Origin of the sequence: Chryseobacterium manosquense (assembly GCF_014623485.1) — a bacterium.
GTDB lineage: Bacteria > Bacteroidota > Bacteroidia > Flavobacteriales > Weeksellaceae > Kaistella > Kaistella haifensis.
This window is the reverse complement of the sequence record NZ_CP060203.1, coordinates 1,846,001-1,864,229: the sequence shown is the minus strand read 5'-3', so window position 1 is coordinate 1,864,229 and position 18,229 is coordinate 1,846,001. Positions and strand designations below refer to the sequence as shown.

Genomic DNA, 18,229 nt, shown 5'->3' with positions numbered 1-18,229 from the left:
ATGGCAAGAGATCTTAAATATACAAGAAATATCGGTATTGCTGCGCACATTGATGCAGGAAAAACCACCACAACAGAAAGAATTTTATTCTATACAGGTAAAACTCACAAAATTGGTGAGGTTCATGAAGGTGCATCAACAATGGACTGGATGGAGCAAGAAGCTGAAAGAGGTATTACAATTACTTCTGCTGCAACTACTTGTAAATGGAATTTCCCAACAGATCAAGGTAAAACTTTACCAGAAACTAAAGAATATCACTTCAACATTATCGATACACCGGGACACGTTGACTTTACCGTAGAGGTAAACCGTTCTCTTCGTGTACTAGATGGTTTGGTATTCCTTTTCTCTGCAGTAGATGGAGTTGAACCACAATCTGAAACCAACTGGAGACTTGCGGACAACTATAAAGTTGCTCGTATGGGATTCGTAAACAAAATGGACAGACAAGGTGCTGACTTCCTTAACGTGGTAAACCAAGTTAAAGACATGTTAGGATCTAATGCCGTTCCAATCGTTTTACCAATCGGTGCTGAAGAAGATTTCAAAGGGGTTGTAGACCTTATCAAAAACAGAGCAATCGTTTGGGATGAAGCAGGACAAGGTGCTACTTTCGAGGTAGTTCCAATTCCTGAAGATATGAAAGACGATGTGTTGCTTTACAGAGAAAAATTAGTTGAAGCAGTAGCTGATTACGACGAAACTTTGATGGAGAAATTCTTCGAAGATCCAGATTCTATCTCTGAAGAAGAAATCAACGAAGCATTAAGAAAAGCAACCATCGATTTGTCTATCATCCCGATGACTTGTGGTTCTTCATTCAAAAATAAAGGAGTACAGTTCATGCTTGACGCCGTTTGTAAATATCTTCCTTCTCCTATGGATAAAGACGATATCAAAGGAATTGATCCAAGAACAGACGCTGAAATTACTAGAAAACCAGACGTAAACGAACCATTCTCCGCATTAGCATTTAAAATTGCTACGGATCCTTTCGTAGGAAGATTAGCTTTCTTTAGAGCTTATTCCGGGAAACTAGATGCGGGATCTTATGTATTGAACACAAGATCGGGTAACAAAGAAAGAATTTCTAGAATCTACCAAATGCACGCTAACAAGCAAAATCCAGTAGAAGTTATTGAAGCTGGAGATATTGGTGCTGCTGTAGGTTTTAAAGATATCAAAACTGGAGATACATTATCAGACGAAAAGAACCCAATCGTTTTAGAATCTATGGTTTTCCCTGATCCAGTAATCGGTATCGCTGTTGAACCAAAAACTAAAGCAGACCAAGATAAAATGGGTAACGCTCTTGCTAAATTAGCAGAAGAAGATCCTACTTTCACAGTGAAAACTGATGAAGCTTCTGGACAAACGATCATTTCCGGTATGGGTGAGCTTCACCTCGACATTATTGTTGACCGTATGAGAAGAGAGTTCAAAGTTGAAGTAAACCAAGGTCAACCTCAAGTAGAATATAAAGAAAACCTTACCATGGTTGCTAACCACAGAGAAGTTTACAAAAAACAATCTGGTGGTAGAGGTAAATTTGCAGATATCGTATTCGAAATCGGTCCTGCAGATGATAACAAAGCTGGTCTTGAATTCGTAAACGAAATCAAAGGGGGTAACATTCCAAAAGAATTTGTTCCTGCTGTAGAAAAAGGTTTCAAAGAAGCGATGAAAAACGGTCCACTTGCTGGATTTGAAATCGATGGTATCAAAGTAGTATTGAAAGACGGATCTTTCCACCCAGTGGATTCTGACCAACTTTCCTTCGAACTTGCTGCTAAGATGGGCTTCAAAGAAGCTGGTAAGAAAGCGAAACCTGTTATCATGGAACCAATTATGAAACTGGAAGTTGTAACTCCGGAAGAATACATGGGAGACATCGTAGGAGATTTGAACAGAAGAAGAGGTACTGTAAACGGTATGGACGACAGAAACAACGCGAAAGTGATCAAAGCATTCGTTCCACTTTCTGAAATGTTCGGATACGTAACCTCACTTAGAACCCTTTCATCTGGTCGAGCAACTTCTTCTATGGAATTCGAAAAATACGAAGCAGCACCTACAAACGTTGCCGAAGACGTAATCGCTAAAGCAAGAGGTTAATATTAAAATTTAGATTAAAATGTCACAAAGAATCAGAATAAAACTAAAATCTTACGATTACAATTTGGTAGACAAATCTGCTGAGAAAATCGTGAGAACGGTAAAAGCGACTGGTGCTGTTGTAAACGGACCAATTCCATTGCCAACCAACAAGAGAATCTTCACCGTGTTGAGATCTCCGCACGTAAACAAAAAAGCAAGAGAACAATTCCAACTTTCTGCTCACAAGCGTTTGATGGATATCTATTCTTCTTCTTCTAAAACTGTAGATGCTCTTATGAAATTAGAGCTTCCTTCAGGAGTTGATGTAGAAATTAAAGTGTGATAATTCCCACTTTGCTATGATAGCAAATCCCTTTTCGAAAGAAGAGGGATTTTTTTATCTTATCTTTCGTCACAAAAAGTGATATTTTTCATGTTAAAAATTTATTTAGAATAAATAAAAATAATATATTTGCACTTAAATAAAAATTAACTAATGAAAAGAACAATAACACTAGCATCTTTTGTTTTGGGAGCAGCTCTTGCCAATGCTCAAGTGGAAAACGACACTTTAAAATCAGTAGAGAATATCGAAGAAGTTCAACTTTTTGGTATTCCCAAAAAACAGCCAAAAGGTTTGGAGATTATCACAAGAATGCCTTTGAAACCGAGAGATCAAATTCAAAGTATTTCTGTAATTTCTAGCAAGGTTATTGAAGATTTAGGTGGGTTAACAGTAACTGATGTTGCCAAAAATGTACCAGGTGTTACTCAATTCGCAAATTATGGTGGAACTAGAGAAAGTATGTCCATTAGAGGTTATAGAGGTGTTCCTGTTCTTAAAAACGGAGTAATGATGGATGGCGATTTCCGTACTGCAGCAATGTTAACTGACATGCAAGGCGTGGAAAGCATCCAAGTAATCAAAGGCTCAGCTGCTATTACACAAGGTATCGGTAACGGACTTGGTTCTGCGGGAGGTGTTATTAATGTAGTTACAAAAACTCCCCGATATATTAATAGTGGTAATGTAGGATTTCGTTTTGGAAGTTGGGATTTCTATCGTCCAACTTTGGATATAGAGAGAGTTCTTGACGAGCAAGGAAAAGTTTCCGCTCGTTTAAATGTTGCCTACCAAAACAACAATTCTTTCACAAAACATGTTAGTACAGAAAGAATTTACATAAACCCATCTTTTGGTTTTAAACCAGATGATAAAACCAATATCGTTGTTCAGATGGATTATATGAAAGATGATACGACACCAAGTTTAGGAACGGTTAATCTTGGACCAGATGATACTTATGCAATCTACGATATGCCGAAAGATAAATTTTTGGGGTTCACTTCCGATAATAATGCACTTCAAACATTTAGTTTTTCAACAATGATTGATCGTAAATTAACGGATAAACTAAAACTAAGAGCTGCCTATTTTAATTCGTCTTACGAAGTTGATACAGAAGCTTCTTTCTTGGGCAGAGGAAATGCTGCGACTGGCTATGCAGAAAGAACAAGAAGTCTTGAAAAATTTGGACGTGATGATAGAAACCAAGTTTTACAGATCGATTTTATTGGTCAAGATGTAAAAACGGGTTCTATTAATCATACTTTCCAAGTTGGTTTTGATTTTAACCAATCGGATATCAATTCTTACACTTATTATAACCAAGCTGGAGGATATGCACATTATTCTGACGTCATCAATGTTTTACAAGATATTCCTAATGAACTTCCACAAGGTTTTGAATTTTATTTAGGAGATAAACGAAACATTAATACTTTAACACCAACAATTGGTTTGATGGCGCAAGATGTAGTAACTTTCAATAAGTATTTGAAATTAAGTTTAGGTTTAAGATATAGTAAACTTCACGGAGCTAGGGAAGCTCAAGAAGATACTTCAGCGGTGAATCCCTCTGTCGGAATTTTGGTTTCACCAGTTGAAAACGTTAATGTTTTTGGTTCATATACTACCACAACTTCTTTAAGAGGTGCAAATAATCCAATGCAAAATGGCGATGTTGTAGGTCCTGGAAAAACAACGCAATGGGAAGCTGGTGTTAAATCTGATTGGTTAGAAGAAAAACTAAGATTTAATTTAACATTGTTCTACATCAATAATGACAACCTTTCATTCAGTGTTTTAAATGAAACTGGTGCCGCAACCGGTTACTACGATTTAGCTGGAAACCTCGAAAGAAAGGGGATTGAAGCTGAAGTTATTGGTCGTATCAACAGAAACCTTCAAGTAATGGCTGGCTACGCATATCTTGATGCGAAATATCAAGACAGTCCAGCTTATGTTAATGGTTCTGAGCCGATGAACGCTCCTAATCATACCGCAAACGCTTGGCTAAATTATGCCTTTAAAGAAGGTGCTTTAAATGGGTTAGATTTAGGAGCCGGTGTTTATTACGTGGGAGAAAGACCTGTAAATGAATATACTCAAAAAACCATCATTCACAATACAATTCCTGGTGTAAAACCATTCGATATGAAAGCATACACAACGGTTGATGCACAAGTTGGATATGTTTACAAACAAGTAGGTTTAAGAGTTTTTATCAATAATATATTCGATGCCGAAGGTTACAATTCTTACTTTAGAGGCGGATATATCAACCGAATCAATCCAAGAAACCTTGGTGTTCAACTTAATTACAAATTCTAAAATTTTATAATCATGAATATTTTGAAAACCCTTTTAATTTCATCTTTTGCAAGTTTAACTATCATTGCTTGTAAAAAGGACGGAAAGACAAAATCTATGGATTTTGCTGAATTGAAAAAAGAACTGAACCTTTCAGATGTAAAGTCTAAAAAGTTTGACGAAATCACGACAAAATACTCCAAAATTCAAGAAGATAACTACAATGCAGCAACTGCAAACGGAAAGCAGATGGATCGTATCGCTTTATTGTCCAAACAGGAAAAAGTACGTGAGCAACAAGCTTTGGAAATGGCAACCGTTTTAACGCCTGAAGAAATGGTGAAATTCAACAGTTATGTTGATAAAAATTCGAGAAAGCGACCTCGTTATAATGACCAACTTTTAACGAAGATTAAAACCAACGCGGAACTAACCGACGAAGAGTTTCAAGTAGTAAATGCTGCCAACGACGCGTTTGAAAAAGCATTTTCTGATGCACACGATATTTATCATGGAAACAATGAATTGGCTGAAGAATATTGGCAAAAATTTGATAACCAAAGAAAAGCAGCAATAAAGTCTGCGCTTCCTGCGGAAAAATATCAAAAATTTGAAGAAACGGTTAAAGAAATCCAATTTAAAGGAAGAGAATAAAAAAAGAATTCATATCATATAGTTAGATTATTCTTTAGGGGCTGGGGTTATTGTGCGTAACCTCGGCTCCGTCAATTCTAAAAAGAATGAAAAAAATATTTAAAAGCTTGTTCCGGAAAAAGAGAAAAAATGAATCTTTTCTTAAATACTTCATGTATTTAACGCACCTCTGGTTCGGGCTTTTGTCTTCTTTGGTTGTGTTTACATTATGTTTAACGGGATGTTTGTATGCTTTCAAAACACAAATTACAGAACTTTATAATCGTGATTTGGTTTTTGTTGAAAAGATTGAAAATACAAAACAACTTCCGGATGAATTAATTAAAAATTTAGAATCAGAGAAAAAGAAAATCACTGCAATTCTGCTTCCGGATAAATCAAACCGAAGCTGGGTAATCAGTTACACCAATCAATCGGGTGATTTAAAAACATCTTTTTATGATCCTTACCAAAAAAAAGAATTGGGAGTTTCCGACCAGTCTTTAGATCGTTTTTTTGAAATCGTTCTGGATATCCACAGAACGCTTTTAATGGGAGAAGTTGGGCGACAAATTTTAGGTGTTGGCGTTTTGATGTTTTTGTATTTAATGTTTTCCGGTTTTATTCTTTGGCTTCCTAAAAAGTTGAAATATTTAAAGCAAAATTTAACCATCAAACTCAATGCAAAATTTAAACGCCTGAACTATGATCTGCACAATGTTTTTGGGTTTTACACCATGATTTTTTTAGCGTTTATTTCTATTACAGGTCTTTACATCACTTATCCTTGGGTGAAAAATGCATTGATTGTTTCGCTTGGCGGAGAATCTTTAAGTCAAATTAATTCTGAACAAAACAAAGAAAATGATGATGCTTTTGCTTCTTTAATGAATGATATGCTCGATCGACAGAAGGAAAAATCAGAAATTGATCAAGAAAAGCAAGTGTCTATAAACGAGCTAATTTTTACAACGGAAAAGTTTTTTCCAAAACCAGGAATTATTTCAATTAATTATCCAAATTCCGAAAATCCAAGATACACTGTCACAAAAATTGATACTGATAATTTTCTTGGCGCTCTTCTTCCCAATGAACTAACTTTTGATAAAAAAGGCGAACTGAAAACCAAAGATATTTTTTCTGACAAACCATTGAATAAGCAATTCACTTCGCTTTCAAAACCTTTACACACGGGAGAAATTATGGGGATTCCGAGTATTATTTTTTACTTTATTGTAACACTTATTGGATGTTTACTTCCGGTTACAGGTTTTATCATTTATTATCATCGGTTGGTGAAAACAAAGGTTTAAAGTTTTATTTTTTTGAGGATGAATTTTCCTGAAATTTATTTACGATTTCTTACCATTATGAGTTTTCTCATTTTTGCAACTGACAAATTTCAGGCAAAAAATAATAGAATGAGAATTGCAGAAAACACCCTGTTAGTAGTAACGTTTTTGGGAGGATCAATAGGCTCTATTTTAACGATGTTACTTTTTCGCCATAAGACTTCCAAACGGAGTTTTCTTCTTAATTTTTTTCTTGTAGTTGCAGTTCAGATTATTTTGATAATTTTATTCCTCAGAAAATCACAAATTTAAATGGCTAAACCAAATCAATCTATCTTCGAAAGCTTTGCGAACAAAGCAACAGCATTTACCGGAAGTTCGCCGGCTTTTATTGGCGCAGCTTTAATTGTCATTATTTGGGCAATTTCGGGCCCGTTTTTCAAATTTTCAGAAACCTGGCAACTCGTCATCAACACCGGAACAACAATTATTACTTTTCTGATGGTTTTTCTGATTCAAAAGGCGCAAAACAAAGATTCCAAAGCGATCCAAATTAAATTAAATGAATTGATTGCCGCCAGTGAAAAGGCCAGCAATAGAATTGTGGATATCGAAGATTTGACGGAAAAGGAGCTAGATAACTTGCATAAGTTTTACGAGGAATTATCCGACTTGGCGGAAAGCGATAATGATTTGCATCAGTCTCATTCTATCAATGCTGCCAAAAATAACCATGAATTCAAAAAAAGAGGTAGAGATTTGAACGGCGCATCTGAAGATTAATGGGATTGTTTATTTCATGATATTTAGTGCGTTGTTCCTAAAATGTTGATTTCCTTATGTTTTTCTTTCCAGATGATTTATCTTTTTTATTTACGATGATGTATTAATCAACAGTTGGATGAATTGTAGGTTTTTTTTGAATTTTTATTAATAATTTTTTAACTCACTCATTGTCAATTCAAAAAAACTTCATACATTTGCACACTCAATTTAGGGAAGAAGTATGCCTATTTCAGAAGTAGAAATCACTAAAACCTTGATTGATAAACGTGAACTTAATATAATATATAAATAATGTCAGGTATTATTGGTAAAAAAATCGGGATGACTTCCTTGTTTGACGAAAATGGCAAAAATATGCCATGTACAGTTATTCAAGCTGGTCCTTGCTCGGTTTTACAGGTCAGAACCGTAGAAAAAGATGGGTACAAAGCTGCTCAACTTGGTTTCGATGACAAGAGTGAAAAGAACGTTGGTAAAGCGTTAGCCGGCCATTTCAAGAAGGCTGGTTCTGCTCCAAAAGCTAAATTGGTAGAATTCTATCATGAATTCGTGGACAAATTAAGCGTTGGAGATGAAGTGAAAGTTGATTTGTTCGCAGAAGGCGAATTTGTTGACGTTACAGGAACTTCAAAAGGTAAAGGTTTCCAAGGGGTTGTAAAAAGACACAACTTCGGTGGGGTAATGCAAGCGACTCACGGACAGCACAACAGATTAAGAGCTCCTGGTTCTATCGGTGCAGGATCCGACCCGTCAAGAGTATTCAAAGGAATGCGTATGGCAGGTAGAATGGGAGGTAAGCAAGTTACTGTACAAAACCTTCAAGTGTTAAGAGTAGATGAAGAACAAAATCTTTTAGTAGTAAAAGGTGCTGTTCCGGGAGCAAAAAATTCTTATGTAATTATCAGAAAATGGAACTAGTAGTATACAATACATCAGGAAAAGAAACCGGAAGAACAGTTCAGTTAGACGAGGCAATCTTCGGAATTGAGCCAAATCAGCACGCGGTTTACTTAGAAGTGAAACAATACCTTGCTGCACAAAGACAAGGGACACATAAATCGAAAGAAAGAAGCGAAATTACAGCTTCTACTAAAAAGCTTAAAAAGCAAAAAGGATCTGGATCTGCAAGATATGGGGATATCAAATCTCCAACTTTCAGAGGTGGAGGTAGAGTTTTCGGTCCAAAACCAAGAGACTACAGATTCAAATTGAACAAAGCTTTGAAAAGATTAGCAAAAAAATCTGTGCTTTCTCAGAAAATGAGAGACAATTCTATTAAAGTTTTAGAAGCTTTCAACTTTGAAGCTCCGAAAACTAAAGAATTTATCACACTGAACAACGCATTAGGATTTGAAGGTAAAAAATCTCTTTACATTTTACCGGAAGCTAACAAAAATGTATATCTGTCATCAAGAAATTTACCTAAAACTACAGTATTGACTTATAACGAGATCAGTTCTTACGATTTGGTACACGCTGGCGAGATTGTATTTTTAGAAGGTGCTATCGAAAAATTTCAGGAAAACTTAAGAAAATAAATCATGTCTATTATTATTAAACCAATCATTTCAGAAAAAGCAAACTATCTTACCGATTTGAGAGGAGCTTATTCTTTTTTTGTGAACACAAAAGCGAATAAAATCCAGATCAAAAAAGCAGTAGAAGATGCTTATGGTGTAAAAGTAGCAGACGTAAGAACAATGATTTACGCTCCTAAAGTTTCAGCGAAACACACCAAAAAAGGATTACAGGTTGGGAAAACCAACAAAATGAAGAAAGCAGTTGTTTCCCTTGTAGAAGGTGAAGTGATTGATATTTTTGCAACGAATTAATTAATTATAAACAATAGTAATGTCTGTTAGAAAATTAAAACCTATCACCCCGGGACAGAGATTCAGAGTTGTAAACAACTTTGAGGAAATTACTACCAACAAACCAGAGAAGTCTCTAACCGTTGGTATTAAAAAGTCAGGTGGTCGTAACAATACTGGTAAAATGACCATGCGTTACACCGGAGGTGGACACAAACAAAAGTACAGAATTATCGACTTCAAAAGAAACAAGTTTGATGTTGAAGGAACGGTAAAAACTGTAGAGTACGATCCAAACAGAACGGCTTTCATCGCACTAGTTGAGTACGCAGACGGAGAGAAGAGATACATCATCGCTCCAAACGGTATCAAAGTAGATCAGAAAGTAATCGCTGCGGATGCTGCAGAGCCTAACGTAGGTAATGCAATGAAGTTGAAGAATATTCCTTTAGGTACTGTAGTATCTTGTATCGAACTAAAACCTGGTCAAGGTGCGGTAATGGCAAGAAGTGCAGGATCTTCAGCGCAATTAACTTCAAGAGACGGTAAATATGCAATCGTAAAATTACCTTCAGGTGAATCGAGAATGATTCTTACTGAATGTATGGCTATGATCGGATCTGTTTCTAACGGCGACCACCAACTTACCGTATCTGGTAAAGCAGGTAGAAGCAGATGGTTAGGAAGAAGACCTAGAACTAGACCAGTTGTAATGAACCCAGTTGATCACCCAATGGGAGGTGGTGAAGGACGTTCTTCAGGAGGTCACCCAAGATCTAGAAACGGTATGTCGGCTAAAGGTTACAAAACTAGAAAGAAAAACAAAGCGTCTAACCGATTTATCGTATCTAAAAGAAAATAATTATGGCAAGATCACTTAAGAAAGGACCTTTCATTCATCATACTTTAGATAAGAAGGTTCAGGCAAATATAGAGTCTAATAAAAAGACAGTAATTAAAACTTGGTCTCGAGCGTCAATGATCTCTCCGGACTTCGTAGGACAAACCATCGCAGTACACAACGGGAAATCTTTTATCCCGGTATACGTAACCGAAAACATGGTAGGTCACAAGTTAGGCGAATTTTCTCCGACAAGATCTTTCAGAGGTCACGGTGGTAACAAAAATAAAGGAGGTAGATAATCATGGGATCAAGAAAAAGAGAAAGTGCATTAGCACGTAAAATAGCAAACCAGGATGTGGCAAAAGCGTTACATAATGATTGCCCATCTTCTCCAAGAAAGATGAGATTAGTTGCTGATATCATCAGAGGAGTAGAAGTAGATAAAGCTTTAGCTATCCTTAAGTTTTCTAAAAAAGAAGCTTCCAACAAATTGGAGAAAGTTCTTCTTTCTGCAATGGCAAACTGGCAAGCTAAAAACGAAGGAGCGGATATCGAAGAAGCAAACTTAATCGTAAAAGAAATTATGGTTGATAGTGCTAGACAATTGAAGAGACTAAGACCTGCACCACAAGGTAGAGGACACAGAATCAGAAAAAGATCGAACCACATTACACTAATTTTAGGTACTAAAGACAATAAATAATCAAGGTATGGGACAGAAGACAAATCCAATTGGTAACAGATTAGGTATCATCAGAGGATGGGATTCGAACTGGTTTGGTGGTAAAAACTACGGCGACAGAATCGCTGAAGATTACAAAATCAGAAGATACCTTGAAGCTAGATTATCTAAAGGTGGTATTTCAAGAATTTATATTGAAAGAACCCTGAAATTAGTAACAGTAACAATCACTACTGCTAGACCGGGACTTATCATCGGTAAAGGAGGTCAGGAAGTTGATAAATTAAAAGAAGAATTAAAAAAGATTACCGATAAGGACATCCAGATCAATATCTTCGAGATCAAAAGACCTGAACTAGACGCAGTATTGGTTGCTGACAGCATCGCAAAACAAATCGAAAATAGAATTTCTTACAGAAGAGCCGTGAAAATGGCAATTCAAAGCACCATGAGAATGGGAGCTGAAGGAATCAAAGTACAAATCTCAGGTAGATTGAACGGAGCTGAGATGGCAAGAAGCGAATCTTTCAAAGACGGAAGAATCCCATTGTCAACTTTCAGAGCAGATATCGATTATCATATCGGTGAAGCATTGACTCAGTACGGAAAACTAGGTGTGAAAGTTTGGATCATGAAAGGAGAAGTTTACGGAAAAAGAGACTTATCCCCACTTGTAGGCCAACAAAAGAAAGCATCTGGAGGAAGAGGTGAGAGAAACGATAGAGGCGATAGAGGAGACAGAAGACCAAGAGAAAGAAAATAATTAATAAAATTTTAGAGGACAGTTTTAAATGACCGTTACTTTTTTAAAAGCTAAAATCTAAAATCTAAAATTTAAGAAATTATGTTACAACCAAAAAGAACCAAATTCCGTAAAGTTCACAAGATGAAAATGAAGGGGATTGCCCAAAGAGGTAATCAACTTGCTTACGGAACTTTCGGTATCAAAGCAACAGAAGGAGCTTGGATCACTGCAAGACAAATTGAAGCAGCTCGTATCGCTGCTACAAGATATATGAAAAGAGAAGGTCAGCTATGGATCAAAATTTTCCCGGATAAGCCAATTACCAAGAAACCAGCCGAAGTACGTATGGGTAAAGGTAAAGGTGCCGTAGAATATTGGGTATCTGTAGTAAAACCAGGAAAAATTATGTTCGAAGTAGGTGGTGTTCCTTACGATGTAGCGAAAGAAGCACTAAGACTTGCCGCACAAAAATTACCGGTAGTTACCAAATTTGTAGTCGCTAACGATTTTGTTCAACCTCAATAATCTCAAATTATTATGAAAAAAGCTGACATCAAAAATCTAAGCGCAGGAGATATCCAGAACAAATTAGCTGAAGCTAAAGCAGATTTCAACAAATTGAAATTGGCACACGCAATCAGCCCGATTGAAAATCCAATTCAAATCAAAGACTTGAGAAGAACAATTGCTCGTCTTGAAACTGAATTAACACTAAAACAACAATAAGAATTTCATTTTATCATGGATAGAAATTTAAGAAAAGAAAGAATCGGAATTGTTTCCAGCAATAAAATGGAAAAAACCATTGTTGTAAGTGAAACTACCAGAGTAAAGCACCCGATGTACGGTAAATTCGTTCTAAAAACGAAAAAATATACCGCTCACGACGAAAACAACGAGTGTACTGAAGGAGATACAGTATTAATTACTGAAACAAGACCTTTAAGTAAAAGTAAAAGATGGAGATTAGTACGAATCATTGAAAAAGCTAAGTAATGTTACAAACCGAATCAAGATTAAAAGTTGCTGATAATACAGGTGCAAAAGAAGTACTAGTTATCAGAGTTCTGGGAGGAACCAGAAGAAGATATGCTTCAGTTGGTGATAAAATCGTAGTGACTATCAAGGATTCTACACCACAAGGAAACGCTAAAAAAGGAACCGTTTCTAAAGCAGTAGTAGTGAGAACTAAAAAAGCAGTTCGTAGAAAAGATGGTTCATACATCAAATTCGATGACAACGCTTGTGTTCTTCTAAACGCAGCCGGCGAAATGAGAGGTACCCGTGTATTCGGACCTGTTGCCCGTGAACTGAGAGATAAAGAATATATGAAAGTCATTTCATTAGCTCCTGAAGTACTTTAATTTTAAAATTTACAGAAAATGACAAAGTTAAAAATCAAAAGAGGAGATAACGTAATCATCACTACCGGAAAGAAAGAAATCAAAGGTAAAAAAGGTGAAGTTATTGAAGTGATCAGAAAAGAAGGCAAAGACGCTAGAGTGATCGTTGCAGGTTTAAATATCGTTAAAAAACATACTAAACCTTCAGCAGCAAACCCACAAGGCGGAATTGTAGAAAAAGAAGCATCTATCCATATTTCAAACGTAGCATTGCTTGATGCAAACGGAAAAGCAACCAAAGTAGGTTACAAAGTGGACGGAGATAAAAAAGTAAGAATTGCTAAAACAACCGGTAAGGAAATTTAATTATGGAATACGTAGCAAGACCAAAAAAAGCATATAAAGAGAAAATTGTTCCTGCAATGATGGAAGAATTTGGGTACAAATCTGTAATGCAGGTTCCTAAATTAGAGAAAATCGTTGTATCACAAGGTTTGGGAGCTGCAACAGCTGACAAGAAAATTGTTGACTATGCAGTTGAAGAACTTACCGCAATCACCGGCCAAAAAGCAGTTGGAACACTTTCTAAAAAAGACGAGGCAGCTTTCAAACTAAGAAAGGGAATGCCTGTAGGAGCAAGAGTGACCCTAAGAGCAAACCAAATGTATGAGTTCTTAGACAGATTAACTTCTTCAGCTTTACCGCGAATCAGAGATTTCAACGGTATCAAAGCTGATGGTTTCGACGGAAGAGGAAATTACAACTTAGGGATTACCGAGCAAATCATCTTCCCTGAAATCGTAATTGATAAAGTAAAGAAAATCCAAGGGATGGATATTACTTTCGTTACTTCTGCGAAAACTGACAAAGAAGCAAAAGCTTTATTAACTCACTTCGGTTTACCTTTCAAAAAGAACTAAAAAAATGGCTAAAGAATCAATGAAAGCGCGTGAGCGCAAAAGAGAAGCTACAGTAGCAAAATATGCTGAGAAAAGAAAAGCTTTGAAAGAAGCCGGAGATTATGAAGCATTACAAAAATTGCCGAAAGACGCTTCACCAGTAAGATTGCACAACAGATGTAAATTGACAGGAAGACCAAGAGGGTACATGAGAACCTTCGGTATTTCTAGAGTAACTTTCCGTGAAATGGCAAACGCAGGTTTGATCCCGGGAGTGAAAAAAGCAAGTTGGTAACAATTTAGAACAATCGAGATAATTAAGTTGATTATAAGATAAAAGAAAAAAGAATAAAGAGAAAAGATGAAGTCTTGGCTCTTTGTTCTTTGCTCTTGCTTCTTTTTTCAATACTGATTATCATAAACCAATAACAATCAAAAAAGAAAAATGGTAACAGATCCAATTTCAGATTTCCTAACCAGAGTAAGGAACGCACAAAGCGCAGGCCACAAAGTGGTGGATATTCCTGCATCGAAAATCAAAAAGGAGATTACAAAAATTTTATTTGACCAGGGTTATATCTTGAACTACAAGTTCGAAGATAGCGCTGTTCAAGGAAATATCAAAATCGCTTTAAAGTACGACAAACAAACCAACAAACCTGCGATCAAAAGCATTCAAAGAGCTTCAAGACCAGGTTTAAGACAATACAAAGGTTCTGAAGAACTACCAAGAGTATTGAACGGTTTGGGTATTGCTATTATCTCAACTTCTAAAGGAGTAATGACAGATAAAAAAGCTAGACAAGAAAAAGTGGGTGGAGAAGTAATCTGCTATGTTTATTAATTTTTAATCAAAGGAAAATGTCAAGAATTGGTAAATCAATTATAGAAATTCCTGCTAATGTTACCGTAACCGAAAAAGACGGATTGGTAACTGTGAAAGGACCGAAAGGAGAACTTACACAGCAAATCAGTGAAGGAATCACTCTAAAACAAGAAGACGGAATACTTACTTTAGAAAGACCGTCCGAATCAAAACAACATAAAGCATTACACGGTCTTTACAGAGCGTTAATCCACAATATGATTGTTGGAACATCTGAAGGCTTCACTAAGCAATTGGAGCTTGTAGGGGTAGGATACAGAGCATCGCACCAAGGTAACAGACTGGATATGGCTTTAGGATTCTCCCACGGTATCGTGATGGACCTTCCGAAAGAAATCACTTTAGATACATTATCTGAAAAAGGTAAAAACCCAATCATTACTTTGTCTTCATACGACAAACAACTTCTTGGGATGGTTGCTGCTAAAATCAGATCTTTCAGAAAACCTGAACCTTACAAAGGAAAAGGGGTGAGATTCGTAGGTGAAATTGTTAGACGTAAAGCTGGTAAATCTGCTTAATTTTAAAACTTAAGAAAATGGCACTAAGCAAAGTAGAAAAAAGAAATAGAATTAAAAGAAGAGTGAGAGGGAAAATCTCTGGTTCTTCAGAATTACCAAGATTATCTGTTTACAAAAGCAATAAAGAAATTTACGCACAACTAATCGACGATAAAGCAGGTAAAACCTTAGCATCAGCTTCTTCTAGAAGCCTAAACGCTAAAGGAAACAAAGTAGAAATTTCCGCAGAAGTAGGAAAAGCAATCGCTGAAAAAGCTAAAGCTGCAGGAATTGAAAATATAGTGTTCGACAGAAACGGTTTCGTGTACCATGGTAGAGTAAAAGCTCTTGCTGATGGTGCTAGAGAAGGCGGACTAAAATTCTAATCATTAAATTTCGGAAACATGTTAGGACTAGATAATATAGAAAAAGTAAAACCGGGAGGATTAGAATTAAAAGATCGTCTCGTTGCTGTAAATAGAGTAACTAAAGTTACCAAAGGGGGACGTGCATTTGGTTTTTCTGCAATTGTTGTTGTAGGAGACGAAGCAGGTATTGTAGGTTTCGGTTTAGGAAAATCAAAGGAAGTTGCTTCCGCTATTGCAAAAGCTGTAGAAGATGCAAAGAAAAACTTAGTGAAGGTTCCTGTAGTCAACCACACTATTCCTCACCAAACTTCTGCAAGATACGGCGGTGCCGATATCTTCTTAAGACCAGCTTCTCACGGTACCGGGCTTATCGCCGGTGGTGCGGTAAGAGCAGTATTGGAATCTGCAGGAGTACACGATATCTTGTCGAAATCTAAAGGATCTTCTAACCCACACAACGTAGTGAAAGCTACTTTCAAAGCATTGTTGGACATCAGAAGACCAGAGGATATCGCAAAATTAAGAGGTGTTTCATTAAGTAAAGTGTTTAACGGTTAATATAAAAGCAATGGCAAAAATTTCAGTAAAACAAGTAAAAAGCGCTATTGGTAGAACTAAAACCCAAAAAAGAACGCTTGAAGCATTAGGATTGAAAAAACTTCACCAAGTTGTTGAACACGAAGCTACTCCTTCTATCTTAGGAATGGTGGCTGCTGTGAGTCATTTAGTTGAAGTTCAAAAATAAATTTATATAGAAGTTAGATGTTAGAAATCAGATTTTAGACTATCTTAGAACTGAGTCTGATTTTTAAACTAACATCTAACATCTAACATCTAAAATCTAAAAAAAATGAATTTAAATAATATAAGACCGGCATCAGGTGCAACTCACAATTCTAAGAGACTTGGTAGAGGGCAAGGAAGTGGAAAAGGTGGTACTTCTGCAAAAGGACACAAAGGTCAAAAAGCGAGAGCGGGTTACTCCCAAAAAATCGGTTTTGAAGGTGGACAGATGCCTTTGCAAAGAAGACTTCCTAAGTTCGGTTTCAACAACGTAAACAGAAAAGAGTACAGAGCAATTAATCTTGATACTATTCAACTTTTAGCTGATGCAAAAAACATCACCGAAATCACTAAAGAAATTTTAGTAGAAAACGGTTTGGCTAAGAAAAGCGAAATTGTGAAAATTATGGGTAGAGGAGAATTGAAATCTGCGGTTTCAATCTCTGCACACAAATTCACAAAATCTGCTGAAGAAGCAATCGCGAAAGTAGGAGGTAAAGCAATTACTCTATAATCATTACAATGAAAGAATTTATACAAACACTAAAAAACATTTGGAGTCTTAAGGAACTTAGGGAGAAAATACTTTTTACCCTTGGGTTGATCCTCGTGTATAGATTCGCATCTTATATTTCCCTACCTGCCATTAACATGGCCGAGGTGGGGAATCTTTTGGAACATTACCAGAACCAGGGTGGCAACAAGCAGGGAGCAGGTCTTCTTGGGTTGCTTTCTTCGTTTACGGGAGGTGCGTTCAGTAGAGCTTCGATTATGGCTCTCGGTATTATGCCTTATATTTCTGCATCGATTATCGTTCAGCTTATGGGGATGGCTATACCTTATCTTCAGAAGCTACAAAAGGATGGAGAAAGCGGTAGAAATACATTGAACCAGATTACAAGATGGTTAACGATCGCAGTTTGTTTGGTGCAAGCACCTTCTTACCTTACTTCTATTACCCAGATGTTCTTGCCACACGCGCAATTTGCATCTGCTTATTATGTGCATCCTGAGTCCATCATGTTTTGGTTGCCAAGTATTGTAATATTAGTAGCTGGGTCGGTATTTGCAATGTGGTTGGGAGAAAAAATTACGGATAAAGGTATCGGAAATGGTATTTCAATCTTAATTATGGTAGGTATCTTAGCAGATCTTCCAGGAGCATTTATCCAGGAAATTGCTACACAAACCGGTAAAGGCGGTTTAGGTACGATCATGATTTTAATAGAGGTTTTATTCTGGATGCTCGTAGTTCTTTTGGCAATTGTGTTATCGGTTGCGGTAAGAAAAATTCCTATTCAGTATGTTAGTAGAGCACAGGCAAGAGGTGGTGCCAACAGAAATTTAATGCAAGGTGCAAGACAGTGGATCCCACTTAAAGTAAATGCTTCGGGAGTAATGCCGATCATTTTTGCACAAGCGTTAATGTTTGTTCCAGGGCTTTTAACGAAAGTTGATGAAACCAATACTTTCCTTGCCGGATTTAAAAATGTATTCAGCTGGCAATACAATGTATTATTTGCATTGTTGATTATTATTTTCTCTTTCTTCTACACAGCGATAACTATTCCAGTGAATCAAATGGCAGATGATTTGAAGAGAAACGGCGGATTGATTCCTAAAGTAAGACCCGGAAAAGAGACCGCGGATTACATCGATGATATTTTGTCGAAAATAACTTTGCCTGGATCAATATTTTTAGCTATCTTTGCAATCCTTCCGGCAATAGTGCACGGAGCGTTTGTTCAAACAGATAGATTTGCCCTCTTTTTCGGGGGTACATCGCTATTAATTATGGTAGGAGTTATCCTAGATACCGTTCAACAAATCAACACGTATTTGCTGAACCACCATTATGATGGCTTGATGCAGTCAAAATTATCTAGAACAACAAATCAGTAATT

Annotated in this window: 28 protein-coding genes; all 28 read left to right on the top strand. The window is 36.6% G+C overall.

Annotated features, from left to right (window positions below; genetic code table 11):
• The 28 genes from fusA (at window position 1) to secY (ending at window position 18,227) form a co-directional block, all read left to right on the top strand.
• The gene (gene fusA / locus H0S70_RS09015; RefSeq protein ID WP_088263403.1) at window positions 1–2,118 is read left to right on the top strand and encodes an elongation factor G; all 2,118 of its coding nucleotides are present in this window, start codon (window positions 1–3) and stop codon (window positions 2,116–2,118) included.
• A gap of 19 nt (window positions 2,119–2,137) precedes the next feature.
• The gene (rpsJ, locus tag H0S70_RS09010; protein ID WP_031503579.1) at window positions 2,138–2,443 is read left to right on the top strand and encodes a 30S ribosomal protein S10; all 306 of its coding nucleotides are present in this window, start codon (window positions 2,138–2,140) and stop codon (window positions 2,441–2,443) included.
• Between the two features lie 153 nt (window positions 2,444–2,596).
• Window positions 2,597–4,774 carry a TonB-dependent siderophore receptor gene (locus tag H0S70_RS09005; protein ID WP_188320565.1) on the top strand — a complete coding sequence of 726 codons (2,178 nt, stop codon included), beginning with the start codon at window positions 2,597–2,599 and terminating at the stop codon, window positions 4,772–4,774.
• A gap of 12 nt (window positions 4,775–4,786) precedes the next feature.
• Entirely contained in the window at window positions 4,787–5,407 is a 621-nt protein-coding gene (locus H0S70_RS09000; RefSeq protein WP_188320564.1) for a hypothetical protein, read from the top strand.
• Between the two features lie 86 nt (window positions 5,408–5,493).
• Window positions 5,494–6,699 carry a PepSY-associated TM helix domain-containing protein gene (locus H0S70_RS08995; RefSeq protein WP_188320563.1) on the top strand — a complete coding sequence of 402 codons (1,206 nt, stop codon included), beginning with the start codon at window positions 5,494–5,496 and terminating at the stop codon, window positions 6,697–6,699.
• An 18-nt stretch (window positions 6,700–6,717) separates the two neighbouring features.
• Window positions 6,718–6,990 (top strand): DUF1294 domain-containing protein, encoded by a 273-nt coding sequence (locus H0S70_RS14630; protein WP_394367290.1) that lies wholly within the window; start codon window positions 6,718–6,720, stop codon window positions 6,988–6,990.
• Window positions 6,991–7,461: a low affinity iron permease family protein gene (locus H0S70_RS08985; protein WP_188320561.1), complete on the top strand. Its 471-nt coding sequence runs from the start codon at window positions 6,991–6,993 to the stop codon at window positions 7,459–7,461.
• Between the two features lie 294 nt (window positions 7,462–7,755).
• Window positions 7,756–8,382, top strand: coding sequence for a 50S ribosomal protein L3 (rplC, locus tag H0S70_RS08980; RefSeq protein ID WP_031503591.1), 627 nt, complete (start codon window positions 7,756–7,758; stop codon window positions 8,380–8,382).
• Complete coding sequence (rplD, locus tag H0S70_RS08975) at window positions 8,373–9,002, top strand: 50S ribosomal protein L4 (RefSeq protein ID WP_123248990.1); 630 nt, start codon at window positions 8,373–8,375, stop codon at window positions 9,000–9,002. The genes rplC and rplD overlap by 10 nt, the downstream gene beginning before the upstream one ends.
• Window positions 9,003–9,005: 3 nt before the next feature.
• Entirely contained in the window at window positions 9,006–9,296 is a 291-nt protein-coding gene (rplW, locus tag H0S70_RS08970) for a 50S ribosomal protein L23 (RefSeq protein WP_188320560.1), read from the top strand.
• Window positions 9,297–9,315: 19 nt separating this feature from the next.
• Window positions 9,316–10,137, top strand: a complete 822-nt coding sequence (rplB, locus tag H0S70_RS08965; RefSeq protein ID WP_188320559.1) for a 50S ribosomal protein L2 — start codon at window positions 9,316–9,318, stop codon at window positions 10,135–10,137.
• Window positions 10,138–10,139: 2 nt separating this feature from the next.
• On the top strand, window positions 10,140–10,418 hold the full coding sequence (gene rpsS / locus H0S70_RS08960) for a 30S ribosomal protein S19 (protein ID WP_028122169.1): 279 nt from the start codon (window positions 10,140–10,142) through the stop codon (window positions 10,416–10,418).
• 2 nt (window positions 10,419–10,420) lie between these two features.
• Window positions 10,421–10,822, top strand: coding sequence for a 50S ribosomal protein L22 (gene rplV / locus H0S70_RS08955; RefSeq protein ID WP_031503600.1), 402 nt, complete (start codon window positions 10,421–10,423; stop codon window positions 10,820–10,822).
• Window positions 10,823–10,829: 7 nt separating this feature from the next.
• Complete coding sequence (rpsC, locus tag H0S70_RS08950; RefSeq protein WP_031503602.1) at window positions 10,830–11,564, top strand: 30S ribosomal protein S3; 735 nt, start codon at window positions 10,830–10,832, stop codon at window positions 11,562–11,564.
• An 81-nt stretch (window positions 11,565–11,645) separates the two neighbouring features.
• Entirely contained in the window at window positions 11,646–12,071 is a 426-nt protein-coding gene (gene rplP / locus H0S70_RS08945) for a 50S ribosomal protein L16 (protein ID WP_031503399.1), read from the top strand.
• Window positions 12,072–12,083: 12 nt separating this feature from the next.
• Window positions 12,084–12,272, top strand: a complete 189-nt coding sequence (rpmC, locus tag H0S70_RS08940) for a 50S ribosomal protein L29 (protein ID WP_031503402.1) — start codon at window positions 12,084–12,086, stop codon at window positions 12,270–12,272.
• Between the two features lie 12 nt (window positions 12,273–12,284).
• A complete protein-coding gene (rpsQ, locus tag H0S70_RS08935) occupies window positions 12,285–12,542 on the top strand; it encodes a 30S ribosomal protein S17 (RefSeq protein WP_088263399.1) in 258 nt (85 codons plus the stop codon).
• The gene (rplN, locus tag H0S70_RS08930) at window positions 12,542–12,910 is read left to right on the top strand and encodes a 50S ribosomal protein L14 (RefSeq protein WP_031503404.1); all 369 of its coding nucleotides are present in this window, start codon (window positions 12,542–12,544) and stop codon (window positions 12,908–12,910) included. The genes rpsQ and rplN overlap by 1 nt, the downstream gene beginning before the upstream one ends.
• Before the next feature lie 18 nt (window positions 12,911–12,928).
• Window positions 12,929–13,255, top strand: coding sequence for a 50S ribosomal protein L24 (rplX, locus tag H0S70_RS08925; protein ID WP_031503405.1), 327 nt, complete (start codon window positions 12,929–12,931; stop codon window positions 13,253–13,255).
• Window positions 13,256–13,257: 2 nt separating this feature from the next.
• Window positions 13,258–13,809, top strand: coding sequence for a 50S ribosomal protein L5 (rplE, locus tag H0S70_RS08920; RefSeq protein WP_188320558.1), 552 nt, complete (start codon window positions 13,258–13,260; stop codon window positions 13,807–13,809).
• A gap of 4 nt (window positions 13,810–13,813) precedes the next feature.
• Window positions 13,814–14,083, top strand: coding sequence for a 30S ribosomal protein S14 (gene rpsN / locus H0S70_RS08915; RefSeq protein WP_031503409.1), 270 nt, complete (start codon window positions 13,814–13,816; stop codon window positions 14,081–14,083).
• Window positions 14,084–14,233: 150 nt separating this feature from the next.
• Window positions 14,234–14,632 carry a 30S ribosomal protein S8 gene (rpsH, locus tag H0S70_RS08910; RefSeq protein ID WP_055041716.1) on the top strand — a complete coding sequence of 133 codons (399 nt, stop codon included), beginning with the start codon at window positions 14,234–14,236 and terminating at the stop codon, window positions 14,630–14,632.
• A gap of 17 nt (window positions 14,633–14,649) precedes the next feature.
• On the top strand, window positions 14,650–15,195 hold the full coding sequence (rplF, locus tag H0S70_RS08905; protein WP_188320557.1) for a 50S ribosomal protein L6: 546 nt from the start codon (window positions 14,650–14,652) through the stop codon (window positions 15,193–15,195).
• A gap of 17 nt (window positions 15,196–15,212) precedes the next feature.
• Window positions 15,213–15,560: a 50S ribosomal protein L18 gene (gene rplR / locus H0S70_RS08900; RefSeq protein ID WP_088263398.1), complete on the top strand. Its 348-nt coding sequence runs from the start codon at window positions 15,213–15,215 to the stop codon at window positions 15,558–15,560.
• Window positions 15,561–15,578: 18 nt separating this feature from the next.
• The gene (rpsE, locus tag H0S70_RS08895) at window positions 15,579–16,100 is read left to right on the top strand and encodes a 30S ribosomal protein S5 (RefSeq protein WP_123248986.1); all 522 of its coding nucleotides are present in this window, start codon (window positions 15,579–15,581) and stop codon (window positions 16,098–16,100) included.
• Between the two features lie 10 nt (window positions 16,101–16,110).
• Window positions 16,111–16,287: a 50S ribosomal protein L30 gene (rpmD, locus tag H0S70_RS08890; protein WP_031503420.1), complete on the top strand. Its 177-nt coding sequence runs from the start codon at window positions 16,111–16,113 to the stop codon at window positions 16,285–16,287.
• Window positions 16,288–16,392: 105 nt separating this feature from the next.
• Entirely contained in the window at window positions 16,393–16,839 is a 447-nt protein-coding gene (gene rplO, locus H0S70_RS08885) for a 50S ribosomal protein L15 (protein ID WP_031503422.1), read from the top strand.
• A gap of 8 nt (window positions 16,840–16,847) precedes the next feature.
• Complete coding sequence (secY, locus tag H0S70_RS08880) at window positions 16,848–18,227, top strand: preprotein translocase subunit SecY (RefSeq protein ID WP_188320556.1); 1,380 nt, start codon at window positions 16,848–16,850, stop codon at window positions 18,225–18,227.
• The last annotated feature ends 2 nt before the right edge of the window (window positions 18,228–18,229 follow it).

Coding starts and splice junctions, on each gene's coding strand:
- fusA (WP_088263403.1), top strand. CDS start 1: ATGGCAAGAGATCTTAAATATACAAGAAATATCGGTATTGCTGCGCAC.
- rpsJ (WP_031503579.1), top strand. CDS start 2,138: ATGTCACAAAGAATCAGAATAAAACTAAAATCTTACGATTACAATTTG.
- H0S70_RS09005 (WP_188320565.1), top strand. CDS start 2,597: ATGAAAAGAACAATAACACTAGCATCTTTTGTTTTGGGAGCAGCTCTT.
- H0S70_RS09000 (WP_188320564.1), top strand. CDS start 4,787: ATGAATATTTTGAAAACCCTTTTAATTTCATCTTTTGCAAGTTTAACT.
- H0S70_RS08995 (WP_188320563.1), top strand. CDS start 5,494: ATGAAAAAAATATTTAAAAGCTTGTTCCGGAAAAAGAGAAAAAATGAA.
- H0S70_RS14630 (WP_394367290.1), top strand. CDS start 6,718: ATGAATTTTCCTGAAATTTATTTACGATTTCTTACCATTATGAGTTTT.
- H0S70_RS08985 (WP_188320561.1), top strand. CDS start 6,991: ATGGCTAAACCAAATCAATCTATCTTCGAAAGCTTTGCGAACAAAGCA.
- rplC (WP_031503591.1), top strand. CDS start 7,756: ATGTCAGGTATTATTGGTAAAAAAATCGGGATGACTTCCTTGTTTGAC.
- rplD (WP_123248990.1), top strand. CDS start 8,373: ATGGAACTAGTAGTATACAATACATCAGGAAAAGAAACCGGAAGAACA.
- rplW (WP_188320560.1), top strand. CDS start 9,006: ATGTCTATTATTATTAAACCAATCATTTCAGAAAAAGCAAACTATCTT.
- rplB (WP_188320559.1), top strand. CDS start 9,316: ATGTCTGTTAGAAAATTAAAACCTATCACCCCGGGACAGAGATTCAGA.
- rpsS (WP_028122169.1), top strand. CDS start 10,140: ATGGCAAGATCACTTAAGAAAGGACCTTTCATTCATCATACTTTAGAT.
- rplV (WP_031503600.1), top strand. CDS start 10,421: ATGGGATCAAGAAAAAGAGAAAGTGCATTAGCACGTAAAATAGCAAAC.
- rpsC (WP_031503602.1), top strand. CDS start 10,830: ATGGGACAGAAGACAAATCCAATTGGTAACAGATTAGGTATCATCAGA.
- rplP (WP_031503399.1), top strand. CDS start 11,646: ATGTTACAACCAAAAAGAACCAAATTCCGTAAAGTTCACAAGATGAAA.
- rpmC (WP_031503402.1), top strand. CDS start 12,084: ATGAAAAAAGCTGACATCAAAAATCTAAGCGCAGGAGATATCCAGAAC.
- rplN (WP_031503404.1), top strand. CDS start 12,542: ATGTTACAAACCGAATCAAGATTAAAAGTTGCTGATAATACAGGTGCA.
- rplX (WP_031503405.1), top strand. CDS start 12,929: ATGACAAAGTTAAAAATCAAAAGAGGAGATAACGTAATCATCACTACC.
- rplE (WP_188320558.1), top strand. CDS start 13,258: ATGGAATACGTAGCAAGACCAAAAAAAGCATATAAAGAGAAAATTGTT.
- rpsN (WP_031503409.1), top strand. CDS start 13,814: ATGGCTAAAGAATCAATGAAAGCGCGTGAGCGCAAAAGAGAAGCTACA.
- rpsH (WP_055041716.1), top strand. CDS start 14,234: ATGGTAACAGATCCAATTTCAGATTTCCTAACCAGAGTAAGGAACGCA.
- rplF (WP_188320557.1), top strand. CDS start 14,650: ATGTCAAGAATTGGTAAATCAATTATAGAAATTCCTGCTAATGTTACC.
- rplR (WP_088263398.1), top strand. CDS start 15,213: ATGGCACTAAGCAAAGTAGAAAAAAGAAATAGAATTAAAAGAAGAGTG.
- rpsE (WP_123248986.1), top strand. CDS start 15,579: ATGTTAGGACTAGATAATATAGAAAAAGTAAAACCGGGAGGATTAGAA.
- rpmD (WP_031503420.1), top strand. CDS start 16,111: ATGGCAAAAATTTCAGTAAAACAAGTAAAAAGCGCTATTGGTAGAACT.
- rplO (WP_031503422.1), top strand. CDS start 16,393: ATGAATTTAAATAATATAAGACCGGCATCAGGTGCAACTCACAATTCT.
- secY (WP_188320556.1), top strand. CDS start 16,848: ATGAAAGAATTTATACAAACACTAAAAAACATTTGGAGTCTTAAGGAA.